The following is a 12769-nucleotide window of genomic DNA, read 5'->3' as shown; positions in this document are numbered from 1 at the left end:
GTCGTCTAGGCGAGCACCGGGATCGGCATGGTGAACGGCGGCTCCTTCGGCACGGGCGGCGTCGTGGCATCCGCGATCCGGATGCCCGAGGCCCCGAGCCGGCGCGCGCTCTCGTCGGCGTCGATCCAGTCGAGCGCCGGGAAGGCGCCGAGCGGCACGACCGAGTGCAGCACGGTCGTGGGGTACACGTGCACGAGGTTGAACGCCCGCGCGCCGTCGCGCCCCCGGGTGCCGCCGACGGGCACGTTCAGGTCCTGCGTGTAGCAGCTCGCCGACGCCACCGACACCGGCACGCCCGCGAACGTCGCGGCCGACGAGTAGTGCAGGTGCCCGGCGATGATCGAGCGGATGTCGCTGCCCGCGACGACCTCGGCGAGTCCGGCCTGGTCGCGCAGCTCGACCGACACCGCCAGGTCGAGCACGCTCGGCACGGGCGGATGGTGCATCGCGAGGATCGTGCCGTGCGGCGCGGGGATCGAGAGCTCCTCGGCGAGCCAGTCGAGCTGCGCGGGCGCGACCTCGCCGTGGTGGTGGCCCGGCACCGTGGAGTCGAGCGTGATGACGCGCAGGCCGTTGACGTCGTCGACGCGGTCGACGGGCCGGTAGCCGCCCATGCGGTCGCCGAGGAGACCGCGGCGGAACGCGGCGCGGTCGTCGTGGTTGCCCATGACCCAGATCACCTGTGCGCCGAGACGCGCGGCCACGGGATCGACGATTCGGCGGATGCGATCGTAGGCGTCGGGCTCGCCGCGATCGGCCAGGTCGCCCGTGAACACGATCGCCTCGGGACGGGCGCCGGATGCCTCGAACTCGTCGAAGAGGGTGCGCAGGTGCTGCTCGCTCGCGACGCGATCGTAGAGCAGCCCGCCGCCTGCGAGCAGGTGCGTATCGCTGATGTGGAGGAGGAAGTGGTCCGGCCGCGGGTACTCGGCCGTACGGGTGTTCACGTTTCGTCCCATTCGATCGGTGAAGACGCGCTTCGATGGGCGTCGGGGTAACGCTAGCCGAACACGTGAATCTGAACGGTCAATGAATGCGGCATGTGACGGGGACGAAGTCCGCCTGACGCCGCGCCGCTCAGGGCTTCGGCGGCTTGTTGGTGTGGCCGGGCGGGTCGGGACGGCCGTTCCCCGTGTCGGCGGGCGGCTCGACCACGGGATCGGTCGGGTCGACGGGGTCGCCCGTGCCGGGGTCGGTCGTTCCGCCGTCGGGCGCGGGAGTCGGCGTCGGCGTGGCGGTGGGCGCGGGTGTCTTCGTGGGGGCGGGACTCGGCAGGATCGGCGCGTAGGAGTTCGGCGAGCCCGGGTCGGTCGACGTCGGCCGCGGCGAGTCGCCGATCTCGGCCGCCTCGCCATCGCGGCCGCCCTGGCCCACCGACGAGATGAGTGCCATGGCGCCGCCGATCATGGCGACCGTCGCGAGCGTGGATGCCACGATGAGGACATGCAGGCGTCGCTCGAGCAGCCACGCGCCCGCGGCGCTGACGCGAGGTTCGAGCCACGCGAGGGCGGGCGCGGCGGCAGCGGTGATCCGGGCGAGCCATCCGCCGGCGGGCGTGGCCGCCTTCGGTGCGGCGTGCCGGCCTCGGGGTCGGCGCGGCGGCTCGTCGGGCTGCCCCGGATCGGGCGCTTCCACGTCGGACATCGTGCTCACCTCCCCTCCCGGAACGCGCGGCACACCCCGTTCGGGGGCCGCGGGCACCCTACGAGGATATGCGGCGTGGCCCCTCGGCTCCATCCGGGCGAGACGTCTGGCGGAAGACCGATCGGCCGACGCGAACCGCGATGGTGGCGCATGGCGACCGGATGACGCGCTCGCCGGAACCGGAGGAGGACCTTCGACCCAGCACGCGACATCCGCCCGCCCCTATCGTCGAGACCGACTCAGGAGGTGGAATGCGTCCGATCGAGGTGCGCGAGTTGCGGAAGGCATACGGCCAGGTGCAGGCGGTCGATGGGGTGTCGTTCGAGATCGAGCGTGGGGAGGTGTTCGCGCTGCTCGGTCCGAACGGCGCCGGCAAGACGACGGTCGTCGAGACCATCGAGGGCCATCGCACGGCGGACTCCGGCGAGGTGCGCGTGCTCGGGCACGACCCCGCACGCCGCGAACGGGCGCTGCGCGAGCGCATCGGCATCGTGCTGCAGGATGCCGGGTTCGACGAGGACACCACGGTGGTCGAGCTCGTGCGCCTGCACCGCGACCTGTACCCGCGTCGCCTCGACGCCGACGCGGTGATCGAGCTCGTCGGGCTCACGGCGAAGCGCACGGCGCGCGTGCGCACGCTCTCGGGGGGCCAGAAGCGCCGGCTCGACCTCGCCCTCGGGCTCGTCGGCGCGCCCGAGGTGCTCTTCCTCGACGAGCCGACGGTCGGATTCGACCCCGAGGCGCGACGGCAGGCCTGGTCGATCGTGCGCGACCTGCGCGCGAACGGCACGACCGTGCTGCTCACCACCCACTACCTCGACGAGGCGCAGCACCTCGCCGATCGCGTGGCGGTCGTGGTCGCGGGCAGGTTGGTCGCGATCGGCGCGCCCGACGAACTCGCCGCGCACGGCCGTGCGACCGTGATCGCGTTCCGCACGGCCGAGGCGACGGATGCCGCGGCGGTCGCGCCCGACGACGACCGCGCGCCTGCCGGCCTGGCCACCGCACTCGGCGACGGCGCCGCGGTCGAGCGCGACGGGGTCGGCTGGCGCGTCACGACGGACGACGCGACCCGCACGCTCCACGACATCACGAGTTGGTCGCTCGATCGAGGGGTGCCGCTCGACGCCATCGAGGTGCGACGGCCGACGCTCGAGGACGCCTACCTCGAACTCGTCGGCGAACGCGCGGTGCACGCGGGCACGGACGAGGCGGTGCCCGCGTGACCGCACTGCCCGAGGCATCCGTCGCCGGGCCTTCACCCATGGAGGATGCCGGCCGCCGGAGCTGGCTCGTCCTGCTCGCGCAGCGCAGCGGCCATGTGCTCCGAATGCTCTGGCGGGGGCGCGTCGCATTCGTGTTCACGTTCGGGTTGCCGCTCGTGTGGCTCATCCTCGTCGGCATCGTCGCCGGCAACGAGGTGATCGACCCGGCGACCGACCTGCGGGTCATGCAGTTCGCGTCGCCGACCGCGCTCGCGATGGGCTGCCTCTTCGCGACCCTGCCGTCGATCGCGATCGGCGTGGCCCTGGATCGCGAGACGCTCGTGCTCAAGCGCCTCCGCGGCACGCCGTTGCCCGGCTGGATCTACGTGGCGGCGCAGGTCGTCGGGGTGTCCCTCCTCGCCGCGGCGGCGGTGACGGTCGTGCTCGCGGTCGCGATCCTCGCCTACGGGGTGACGGTGCCCGCCGAGATCGTGCCGCCCCTCGTCGTGACCATCCTCGTCGGGCTGCTCTCGTTCAGCGCGCTCGGCATCGCGGTGGCGTCGCTCGCACCCTCGTCGCGCTCGACCGAGGCGATCACGATCGGCGCCGTGGTGGTGCTGTCGTTCATCTCGGGTGTCTTCATCATCGGAGGCGACCTGCCCGAGTGGCTGGAGCGCCTCGCGTGGGCCCTGCCGATGAAGCCGTTCGTCGTCTCCCTGCAGGACCTCTTCAACCCGCTCGACGACCTCCCGTTGTGGAATCTGGGCCACCTCGGACTCATCGCCGCGTGGGGCGTCGCCGGGGCCGTGGTCGCCGCGGTGGCGTTCCGGTGGGAGCCGAAGGCCGGGCGGCGCCGCGGCCGAGGCGGCGCGGGCAGGGCCACCCCCGTGGCCGAGGCGGCGCCCACGGCCGGAGTCTCGGCTGCCGCCGTCCTCGACCGGCCGGAATCGCGGCAACCGACGTCGCTCACCAGGGCACTCGGCCAAGTCGGCGCAGCGCTCCGGTCGACCCTCCGCCGCCCGGGCGACCTGTTCTTCTCCGTGGGTGTTCCGCTCGGCCTCCTGTGGTTGCTCGTGACACTCCAGGGCGGCGGCGAGCGCGACGGGGTCCCGATCGTGACGTCCACGGCGGCGGCCATGTGCGCGTGGGGTGTGGCCGTCGTCGCGTTCATGAACACCGCCGAGTGGGTGGCTCGCTCGGCGGAGTTCGGGGTGCTCAAGCGCTGGCGGGGCACGCCATTGTCGACGGGCGAACTCGGCGCCGGCCGGGCGGTGGCCGCGATCGTGGTGAGCTGGCTGATCGCGGCCGCGATGCTCCTGCTCGGCACGATGGCGTTCGAGTTGCGCACGACCGCCGCGGGGATCGCGCTCGGTGCGGCCATCGTGGTGGCCGGGGTGGCCGCGCTGGCGGCCTGCGGCGTGCTGCTCGCGACCGCGATTCCCGATGCCCGGGCGTCGGGCGCGGTCGCGCTGCTGCTCCTCTTCGTGATCGCGTTCTTCTCCGACGTGTTCCTCGTCGGCGGACCCGAGTGGATGCGGGCCATCGGCAACGTCTTCCCACTGAGCCATCTGCGCACGGGGCTCCTCGACGCGTGGCGACCAGACGGGCCGTTCGTGGCCTGGGCGTCGATCGGCGTGCTCGTCGCCTGGGCGATCGGGGCCGCGCTCGCGACCTGGCTGCTGCAGCGCTCACGTGGCGCGGCGTGGACGGCAGCCGGCCGACGGGACCGCACCCCCTGAACGCGGCGAGCGGATGCCGCGGCAGCCTCGCCGACATCCCGCCAGGTGTTTCCGTTCCCGCGCCACGTTTCCGGCCGGCGGGACACGCCGTGCGGGAATGGAACCCTGGGGCGGATCAGCGCTTGGAGTGACGCGGCTTCCGGAAGGGCTGCTCGTCGTCGCGCGAGCGGCGCACCGGGCCATCGTCGTCGCGCGTGCGGCGGCGAGGTCCGCCCGTATCGGGGCGGAGCTCGATGAGCCGGCCCGAGATGCGCGTGCCCTCGAGGCGGGCGAGCGTCTCGCGCGGCAGGTCGGCGGGGAGCTCGACGAGCGAGAACTCGGGACGGATCTGGATGGCCCCGAAGTCCTCCCGGTTGAGCCCGCCCTCGTTCGCCAGCGCGCCGACGATCTGCCGGGGCTCGACCCGGTGACGTCGGCCCACTGCGATCCGGTAGGTCGCCATGGCCATGTCGCCCGGCCGGTGCCGACGCTCCGGACGATCCCCGCGCTCCCGTCGCTCGGGCCGGTCGCCCCGGTCGCCGCGGTCGGGGCGGTCGCGTTCGGCACGCTCGCGTCGCGGACGCTCGGGCTCGGGCTCCAGCAGCAGGGGTGACTCGCCCTGCGCGACGACCGCGAGTGCGGCCGCGACATCCACCTCGGGCACGTCGTGGTGCCGCACGTAGTGGGCGATGATGTCGCGGAACGCCTCGATGCGATCGGTCTGGCCGAGTGCCTCGGTGATGCGGTCGTCGAAGCGGGCGAGGCGGGTGACGTTGACCTGCTCGACGCTCGGCAGCTGCATCTGGGTCATCGGCTGCTTCGTCGCCTTCTCGATGCGCGCCAGCAGGCCGCGCTCGCGGGGCGTGACGAAGCTGATCGCGTCGCCCGTGCGGCCGGCCCGCCCGGTGCGGCCGATGCGGTGCACGTACGGTTCGCTGTCGGTGGGGATGTCGAAGTTCACCACGTGGCTGATGCGCTCGACGTCGAGGCCGCGTGCCGCGACATCCGTCGCCACCAGGATGTCGAGCTTGCCCGACTTCAGCTGGTTCACCGTGCGCTCGCGCTGCGCCTGGGCGATGTCGCCGTTGATGGCCGCGGCCTCGTAGCCGCGGGCACGCAGCTTCTCGGCGAGCTCCTCGGTGACGTTCTTCGTGCGGACGAAGACGATCATGCCCTCGAAGTTCTCGACCTCGAGGATGCGCGTGAGGGCGTCCACCTTCTGCGCGTACGACACGACGAGGTAGCGCTGGGTGATGTTCGCCGAGGTCTGGGTCTTCGTCTTGACCGTGATCTCCTCGGGATCATGCAGGTACCGCTGCGACATCCGGCGGATCGCGGCCGGCATGGTCGCGGAGAACAGCGCGACCTGCTTGTCGTCGGGCGTGTCGGCGAGGATCGTCTCGACGTCCTCGGCGAAGCCCATCTTCAGCATCTCGTCGGCCTCGTCGAGCACGAGGTACTTGAGCTCCGACAGGTCGAGCGTGCCCTTGTCGAGGTGGTCCATGATGCGGCCGGGGGTGCCGACCACGATGTGCACGCCGCGGCGCAGCGCCGAGAGCTGCACGCCGTAGCCCTGGCCGCCGTAGACGGGCAGGATGTGCACGTTCCGCAGATGCGCCGCGTACCGCTCGAACGCCTCACAGACCTGCAGTGCGAGCTCACGGGTCGGGGCGAGCACGAGGGCCTGCGGCGTCTTCTGGGACACGTCGAGGCGCGCCAGGATCGGCAGCGCGAAGGCCGCGGTCTTGCCGGTGCCGGTCTGCGCGAGACCCACAACGTCGCGGCCCTGGAGCAGGGTGGGGATGGTCGCCGCCTGGATCGCGGAGGGGGTCTCGTAGCCGACGTCGTCGAGCGCCTTCAGCACCGGGCCCTCGAGGCCGAGGTCGGAGAACGTCGTGGCGGGCTCCTCGGGAGCCGCTGCCTCGACGGGAAGTTCGTCGGAAGTCACCCTTCAGGGTAGACCGTGCGGCTGGGAGAAGCCCATGGCGATCCGAGGGCGCCCAGTGTGCGTCATCGGCTCGCTGACCGCAAGGGGGTCGCGGGAGGCCGCTCGGATCGGCAGAGTAGGCCCTTCGTGATCGAAGAGGAGGAGCCCATGCTCACACTCACCGACAACGCCAGCACCGTCGTGAAGGACATCGTGTCCCGCAGCGGTGGCACCCACGATGCGGGGCTGCGCATCGACGCCGAGAACGCCGAAGCCACCGAGTTCGGCGTCGCGATCGTGCCGACGCCGCTCGAGCATGACGCGGTGGTCGAGCAGGCCGGCGCCCGCGTGTACCTCGGCGAGGCGGCAGCACGCGCCCTCGACGACAAGACGTTGGACGCCCACGTGTCGGAGGACGGCCGCGTGGCATTCGACATCCTGCGCCAGGGAGCCTGACGCGGAGGCCGCACCGACGCCCGCGCGAGCTACGGCCGTGGGCGCCGGCGCGACGACCCGGTACGTCCCGGGCCACTGCGGCGGGCCGGCGGAGCTCATCCGCCGGCCCGCTGCCTGACTCAGATCTCCTCGCCGCGCTGCAGACGCGCGGCCAGGAGGGTGTTGCGCAGGAGCATCGCGATCGTCATCGGGCCGACACCGCCTGGAACGGGGGTGATCCAGCCCGCCACCTCGGCCACCTCGTCGTAGTCGACGTCGCCTCGGAGCCCGTCGTCGGTGCGATGGATGCCCACGTCGATGACGGCGGCACCCGGCTGCACGTGCTCGGCCGTGATGAGTCCGGGTCGCCCGGCCGCGGCGACGAGGATGTCGGCTGTTCGCGTGACGGCCGGGAGATCACGCGTGCGGGAGTGCGCGATCGTCACGGTGGCGTCGCGCTGCGTGAGCAGCTGCGCGAGCGGCGCGCCGACCAGTTCCGACCGGCCGACGACGACGGCCCGCGCGCCGGAGATCTCGACGCCCGCGGCGTCGAGCAGTTCGATGACGCCGCTCGGTGTGCACGGGCGGAGTCCCGGCTTGCCGCGGGCGAGGAGGCCGGCGCTCAGCGTGGTGAGTCCGTCGACGTCCTTCTCGGCGGGGATCAGGTCGATGAGCGGAGCCGAGTCCACGCCCTTCGGCAGGGGCAGCTGCAGCAGGATGCCCGAGACGCTCGGGTCGTCGGCCAGACGCGTGATCGTGGCGGCGATCTCATGCGCCGTCGCCCCCTCGTCGAGGTGCACGTGGTGATCCTCGAGCCCGACGGCGACCGCTTGCTTGCGCTTGCTGGCGACGTACACCTGGCTCGCGGGATCCTCGCCGACGAGGATGGTCGCGAGTCCGGGCGCGCTCCCTGACGATGCCGTGAAGGCGCGGATGTCGACGGTGAGGCGCTTCCGGAGACGTGCGGCGACGGCCCTGCCGTCGATGACCTGCGCCGTCATCGGGGCTCCGCCGTGGTGCGAGCTGCGGCATCCGTCATGTTCGTCCCGCCTTTCCGAGGATTCCACCGGGGTGACCCCGTCGATGCTTCGCAACCCTGCGGAGCACATGGGGTAGATTTCCATCATTTTTGTCTACAATCAAACGTACACGTTCGTCGAGGAGGAGTCACGATGGAGATCGCCGTTCTCGGCCTGGGCGAGGCCGGACGCGTGTATGCCGAGGGGCTTCAGCGCCGGGGAGCGAGGGTCCGTGGATTCGACCCGGCCTCCCGTGGCGAGCCGCCGGCGATCGACTCCATCGCGCCGAGCCTCGAGGCCGCCGTGCGCGGCGCCGAAATGATCCTGAGCCTCGTCGGGGCATCCGCCGCCGAGAGCGTCGCCGAGCAGGCGCACGCCGCCATGGCCCCAGACGCCGTGTTCGCCGACCTGAACACGGCCTCACCCGAGCTCATGCGTCGCCTCGCGGGGCGGGCGCGGGCGGCATCCCTGCGATTCGTCGACGTGGCGATCATGGCGCCTGTGCCCCGCGCCGGCATCGACACGCCCCTGCTCGCCTGCGGCACCGGTGCGGCGTGGCTGGCCGATGCGCTCGGCTCGTTCCGCGTCCCGATCGAGGACGTCGGCGCCGAGGCGGGTGTCGCCGCCGGGCTCAAGCTCCTGCGCAGCGTCTTCATGAAGGGCCTCGCGGCTCTCACCTTCGAGAGCCTGACCGCGGCCGAGCGCACCGGTTCGACGGAGTGGATGCGCTCGCAGATCGCGGCCGAGCTCGGCCCGTCAGGGCACGCGCTCGTCGACCGGCTCGTCGTGGGCACGAAGCAGCACGCCGCCCGCCGGGCGCACGAGATGCGCGACGCCCGCGACTACGTGGAGGCGCTCGGAACGCCCAGCCCGATGACGGCCGCGACCCTGGAGTGGCTGGAATGCCTGGCCCAATCGCCCTCGACCATCCGCTGACCGGCCCCCAGCGACCTCGCGACGTCGACCTGCCGTGCTGGGTCGACCCCGAAGTCGTGTTCACCGAGCTCTTCCGCGATGAGCCGACCGCGTTCTGGCTCGACAGCGGCTTCGGCGCCACGGCGGGCGTGAGCTACGTCGGCGCACCCTCGCCGTCGTCGGTGATCGCGATGCCGGATGCCCCGGGGCACGGCGTGCGCCTGACGTCGCCGTCCGGCCGGCTCCGCCGGCACCGGGGTTCGGTGTTCGATCTCCTCCGCGAGACGACGGCCGCGGCGGGTGTCGACGCCGCCGCCCCGGCTGCCCAGCCCCGGGACGGGCACTCGGGGCTCGCCCTCGGCTGGGTGGGCTGGCTCGGCTACGAGCTGGGCGCCACGCTCGTGGGCACGCCGCACCATGCTTCGCCGTTGCCCGACTTCGCGCTGATGTTCGCCGACCGGGTGATCGCCTTCGATCACGCCGCGCGCACGATCCGGCTCCGGGTGCGCCAGGGTTCGCCGTCAGCCGACCGGTGGGTCGCCGAGGTCACGGCGGCCATCGCGGGGCTGCGCGGGCGCGAGGCGGCGCCGCTGCTGGGTGCACCGACCCCGGCGACCGCTCCGGCGACCCTGCGGCATCCGCGCGACGAGTACCTGCGGATGCTCCGCGAATGCGCGGAGGCCATCGCCCGCGGTGACGCGTTCCAGATCTGCCTCACCAACGAGATCACGATCGAGGCGAGCCTCGACCCCGTCGACACCTACCTGCGGCTGCGACGGGCGAACCCCAGCCATCACGCCGGCTTCCTCCGGTTCGGCGAGCTCGCGCTGCTCAGCTCCTCCCCCGAGCAGTTCCTCGACATCCGGCCCGACGGGCGGATCGAGACGATGCCGATCAAGGGCACACGCCGGCGCGGGACATCCGTCGCCGAGGATGTCGCCCTCGTGCACGAGCTCGCCGCCGACCCGAAGGAGCGGGCCGAGAACATCATGATCGTGGACCTCATGCGCAACGACCTCAGCCGCGTGGCCGAGCTCGGCTCGGTCGCCGTGCACGGCCTGCTGCGGGTCGAGAGCTACCGGAACGTGCATCAGCTGGTCAGCACGGTGAGCGCCCGGATCGCCGAGGGTCGCTCGTGGGTCGACGTGCTCGAGGCGTGCCTGCCGGCCGGGTCGATGACCGGCACCCCGAAGCACAGCGCGATGACGATCATCGATCGCCTCGAGCGCGGACCGCGTGGCCCGTACGCGGGCGCGTTCGGGTACCTCGGCACCGACGGCCGGGTCGACCTCGCGATGACGATCCGCAGCCTCGTCGTGCGACCGGAGGTCGCGACGATCGGCACGGGCGGTGGCATCACGGCCTCGTCGGTCGACGAGCTCGAGTTCGACGAGACGCTGCTCAAGGCGGAACCGCTGCTGGCTGCGGCATCCGCGGCCCTCGTCATGGAACGGCCGGGGAGCGGTGAGGCTCCCCGGCCGCGACTGCCGGCGGCTTAGAAGCCGGGGCCCTGTCCTTCGGGGGCGACGTAACCGACCTCGAGGTTCCGCAGCCCGTACTGCGCGGCGGGGTCCTCGGCGCGTAGCCAGCCCCGCCGCTCACATCGGCGCGCGCCCGGCCTCGCCGGCCCTGCGCAGTGCACGGGAGATCCCGTTCGCGGTCACGCGCACGAGGTGGACCATGTTCTTCTCGTCGACGTCGTCGTGCCGCAGCACGCACGAGAGCGCCGCGATCACCGAGCCGTCGGGTCCGAACACGGGCGCGGCCACGCCGACGTGGTCGAGGTCCATCTGCCGGTCGCTGATCGCATACCCGCGGCTGCGAACCTCGGCGAGCACGCGACGCAGCTGGTCGGGATCGGCGTAGGTGTGCGGGGTGTAGCGCTTGAGCGGCGCCGACAGCACCTCCTCGCGCACATCCTCGGGCGCGTGTGCCAGCAGGACGAGCCCGATGGCGGTGACGTGCAGGGCGTACCGACCGCCGACGCGCGGTCGCGCCCTCCGGTAGTCGGGGTTCTGGAAGCGCTCGACCGAGACGAGCTCGGTCCCCTCGCGTACGGCCAGTTGCACGTTGTAGTGCGTCGTCTCGTAGAGGTCCTGCATGTACGGACGCGCGATGCGCTGCAGCCCCATCGACCGGGGCGCGAGCGACGCGACCTCCCAGAGCCGGAGCCCGATCCGGTACTTCCCGGCCTCGTCGCGCTCCAGCGCGCCCCACTCGGTGAGGCGGTGGACGATGCGGTAGGCGGTGGCGATCGGCACCCCCGAGTTGCGGCTGAGGTCCGACAGCGACTGCCGCTCCCGTCCGCCGTGGAAGGTGCCGATGATCGCGAGCGCACGGCTCACGACCGACCGGGATGCCTCCTCATCGGCCACGTCCTCGACGTGCGGATCCGCCATCGGATTCCCCCTCGTTCCGCCGGCCCCATCGCCGGCGACCGGCCCACGACGGTCATCATGGGCCGGGATGTCGCTGGTCTAGTGCCCCTCGCCCTCGGGCAGGATCACGTGGTCGAGCGTATACGGCGTCGGCTCGAGCGCCTTCGACATGATCGCCTCCATCACGGGAAGCGGCACGAGGCAGTCGGCGCACGCATCCTCGCCGGCCGCGATCTCGACGACGACCTTCTCGTCGCCCGCCTCCGACCAGCTCAGCAGGTAGCCGTCGGATGCGAGCATGTCCCGGAACTGCTGCAGTGCCTCATCCACGGCCGTGCGGCCGTCGATCGTGTCCACCATGGGGGCCTCCTCTTCACATCTGTGTTCACTCAAGCACCTGTGCTCCCGAGTCTCATCGAGGCTTTCACCTGCCGGAAAATTGTTCGTCTCGTCCGGGCGCCCTGTCGGAGACTGACGTGGCCGGCACGCAACGTCGCCTGGCGTGAACGACGAGAGGAATCCCCGTGCGACACGTGATCGTCATCGGTTCTGGCCCCGCCGGGTACACGGCGGCGATCTACGCCGCGAGGGCACGGCTCGCGCCCCTCGTGATCGCGAGTTCCGTCGAATTCGGCGGCGAGCTCATGAAGACCACCGAGGTGGAGAACTTCCCCGGATTCCCCGACGGCATCCAGGGTCCCGACCTCATGGCGAACATGCAGCGCCAGGCCGAACGCTTCGGCGCCGAGCTCGTCTACGACGATGTCGTACGGCTCGAGCTCGACGGGCCGGTGAAGCGCGTGCACCTCGGCAACGGCGACGTGCACGAGGCGCTCAGCGTGATCTACGCCACCGGCTCCGCCTACCGGATGCTCGGACTCGACGACGAGGCCCGGCTCTCGGGGTACGGCGTCTCCTGGTGCGCCACGTGCGACGGCGCGTTCTTCCGCGACAAGCAGGTCGCGGTGGTCGGCGGCGGGGACTCCGCGATGGAGGAGGCGACGTTCCTCACGCGCTTCGCCGACACGGTGCACGTCATCCACCGCAAGGACGCCTTGCGCGCATCCGCAGCCATGCAGGAACGCGCCCGCTCGAACCCGAAGATCCGCTTCCACTGGAACAAGCAGGTCGCGCGCATCTTCGGCGGCGACCTCGTGAGCGGCGTCGGACTCGTCGACACCGTCGACGGCACCGAGTCGAGCCTCGACCTGTCGGGCGTCTTCATCGCCATCGGCGCCGACCCGCGCACGCACCTCGTGCACGGCCAGCTCGAGCTCACAGCCGAGGGCACCATCGCGGTCGACGGCCGCTCCTCGCGCACCACCATCGCCGGCGTGTTCGCCGCGGGCGACGTCATCGACCCCACGTACAAGCAGGCCGCGACGGCCGCCGGGTCGGGGGTCGTCGCCGCGCTCGACGCCGAGCACTACCTCGCGTCGCTGCCCGCGGAGCTCGTCGCGCAGGCGACGCAGCCGCTCGCCGAGACCGTCGACGCCTGACGGTCGACGCCAACGTCCTAGCCCCACCT

The 12769-nt window shown here is 72.1% G+C and carries 12 protein-coding genes; 6 read left to right on the top strand and 6 right to left on the bottom strand.

Going from position 1 to position 12769, the window contains the following annotated elements; genetic code table 11:
• Positions 1 to 5: 5 nt before the first annotated feature.
• Positions 6 to 947: a phosphodiesterase gene (locus ACVFI9_RS02755; RefSeq protein WP_474764515.1), complete on the bottom strand. Its 942-nt coding sequence runs from the start codon at positions 945 to 947 to the stop codon at positions 6 to 8.
• A 130-nt stretch (positions 948 to 1077) separates the two neighbouring features.
• Entirely contained in the window at positions 1078 to 1644 is a 567-nt protein-coding gene (locus ACVFI9_RS02750) for a hypothetical protein (protein WP_474764514.1), read from the bottom strand.
• A 251-nt stretch (positions 1645 to 1895) separates the two neighbouring features.
• Between ACVFI9_RS02750 and ACVFI9_RS02745 the strand changes: the two genes are divergently transcribed.
• The gene (locus ACVFI9_RS02745; protein WP_474764513.1) at positions 1896 to 2870 is read left to right on the top strand and encodes an ABC transporter ATP-binding protein; all 975 of its coding nucleotides are present in this window, start codon (positions 1896 to 1898) and stop codon (positions 2868 to 2870) included.
• A complete protein-coding gene (locus tag ACVFI9_RS02740; RefSeq protein ID WP_474764512.1) occupies positions 2867 to 4588 on the top strand; it encodes an ABC transporter permease in 1722 nt (573 codons plus the stop codon). The genes ACVFI9_RS02745 and ACVFI9_RS02740 overlap by 4 nt, the downstream gene beginning before the upstream one ends.
• A 115-nt stretch (positions 4589 to 4703) precedes the next feature.
• Here ACVFI9_RS02740 and ACVFI9_RS02735 read toward each other — a convergent pair whose 3' ends face one another.
• Positions 4704 to 6515: a DEAD/DEAH box helicase gene (locus ACVFI9_RS02735; protein WP_474764511.1), complete on the bottom strand. Its 1812-nt coding sequence runs from the start codon at positions 6513 to 6515 to the stop codon at positions 4704 to 4706.
• Positions 6516 to 6662: 147 nt separating this feature from the next.
• Here ACVFI9_RS02735 and ACVFI9_RS02730 point away from each other — a divergent pair, with 147 nt between their 5' ends.
• Complete coding sequence (locus ACVFI9_RS02730) at positions 6663 to 6950, top strand: hypothetical protein (protein WP_474764510.1); 288 nt, start codon at positions 6663 to 6665, stop codon at positions 6948 to 6950.
• A gap of 119 nt (positions 6951 to 7069) precedes the next feature.
• On the opposite strand, the gene folD is transcribed toward ACVFI9_RS02730, so the two are convergent.
• Entirely contained in the window at positions 7070 to 7930 is an 861-nt protein-coding gene (gene folD / locus ACVFI9_RS02725) for a bifunctional methylenetetrahydrofolate dehydrogenase/methenyltetrahydrofolate cyclohydrolase FolD (protein WP_474764509.1), read from the bottom strand.
• Between the two features lie 171 nt (positions 7931 to 8101).
• Here folD and ACVFI9_RS02720 point away from each other — a divergent pair, with 171 nt between their 5' ends.
• Both ACVFI9_RS02720 and pabB read left to right on the top strand, forming a co-directional pair.
• Positions 8102 to 8884 (top strand): DUF1932 domain-containing protein, encoded by a 783-nt coding sequence (locus tag ACVFI9_RS02720; protein WP_474764508.1) that lies wholly within the window; start codon positions 8102 to 8104, stop codon positions 8882 to 8884.
• Positions 8851 to 10362: an aminodeoxychorismate synthase component I gene (gene pabB, locus ACVFI9_RS02715; protein ID WP_474764507.1), complete on the top strand. Its 1512-nt coding sequence runs from the start codon at positions 8851 to 8853 to the stop codon at positions 10360 to 10362. The genes ACVFI9_RS02720 and pabB overlap by 34 nt, the downstream gene beginning before the upstream one ends.
• Positions 10363 to 10461: 99 nt before the next feature.
• On the opposite strand, the gene ACVFI9_RS02710 is transcribed toward pabB, so the two are convergent.
• Positions 10462 to 11262: an IclR family transcriptional regulator gene (locus tag ACVFI9_RS02710; RefSeq protein ID WP_474764506.1), complete on the bottom strand. Its 801-nt coding sequence runs from the start codon at positions 11260 to 11262 to the stop codon at positions 10462 to 10464.
• A 78-nt stretch (positions 11263 to 11340) separates the two neighbouring features.
• Entirely contained in the window at positions 11341 to 11601 is a 261-nt protein-coding gene (locus tag ACVFI9_RS02705; RefSeq protein WP_474764505.1) for a hypothetical protein, read from the bottom strand.
• A 164-nt stretch (positions 11602 to 11765) separates the two neighbouring features.
• On the opposite strand from ACVFI9_RS02705, the gene trxB reads away from it, so the two are divergent.
• Positions 11766 to 12740: a thioredoxin-disulfide reductase gene (trxB, locus tag ACVFI9_RS02700; RefSeq protein WP_474764504.1), complete on the top strand. Its 975-nt coding sequence runs from the start codon at positions 11766 to 11768 to the stop codon at positions 12738 to 12740.
• Positions 12741 to 12769: the final 29 nt, after the last annotated feature.

It is taken from the genome of Agromyces sp. NSFZ (assembly GCF_056156205.1).
The sequence above is the reverse complement of the archived record's forward strand: the minus strand, read 5'-3'. Positions and strand labels throughout refer to the sequence as shown.

What these genes read in the sequence shown, in the direction of transcription:
- ACVFI9_RS02750 (WP_474764514.1), bottom strand. Translation starts at nt 1,644, where the DNA reads ATGTCCGACGTGGAAGCGCCCGATCCGGGGCAGCCCGACGAGCCGCCG.
- ACVFI9_RS02745 (WP_474764513.1), top strand. Translation starts at nt 1,896, where the DNA reads ATGCGTCCGATCGAGGTGCGCGAGTTGCGGAAGGCATACGGCCAGGTG.
- ACVFI9_RS02730 (WP_474764510.1), top strand. Translation starts at nt 6,663, where the DNA reads ATGCTCACACTCACCGACAACGCCAGCACCGTCGTGAAGGACATCGTG.
- folD (WP_474764509.1), bottom strand. Translation starts at nt 7,930, where the DNA reads ATGACGGCGCAGGTCATCGACGGCAGGGCCGTCGCCGCACGTCTCCGG.
- ACVFI9_RS02720 (WP_474764508.1), top strand. Translation starts at nt 8,102, where the DNA reads ATGGAGATCGCCGTTCTCGGCCTGGGCGAGGCCGGACGCGTGTATGCC.
- pabB (WP_474764507.1), top strand. Translation starts at nt 8,851, where the DNA reads ATGCCTGGCCCAATCGCCCTCGACCATCCGCTGACCGGCCCCCAGCGA.
- ACVFI9_RS02710 (WP_474764506.1), bottom strand. Translation starts at nt 11,262, where the DNA reads ATGGCGGATCCGCACGTCGAGGACGTGGCCGATGAGGAGGCATCCCGG.
- ACVFI9_RS02705 (WP_474764505.1), bottom strand. Translation starts at nt 11,601, where the DNA reads ATGGTGGACACGATCGACGGCCGCACGGCCGTGGATGAGGCACTGCAG.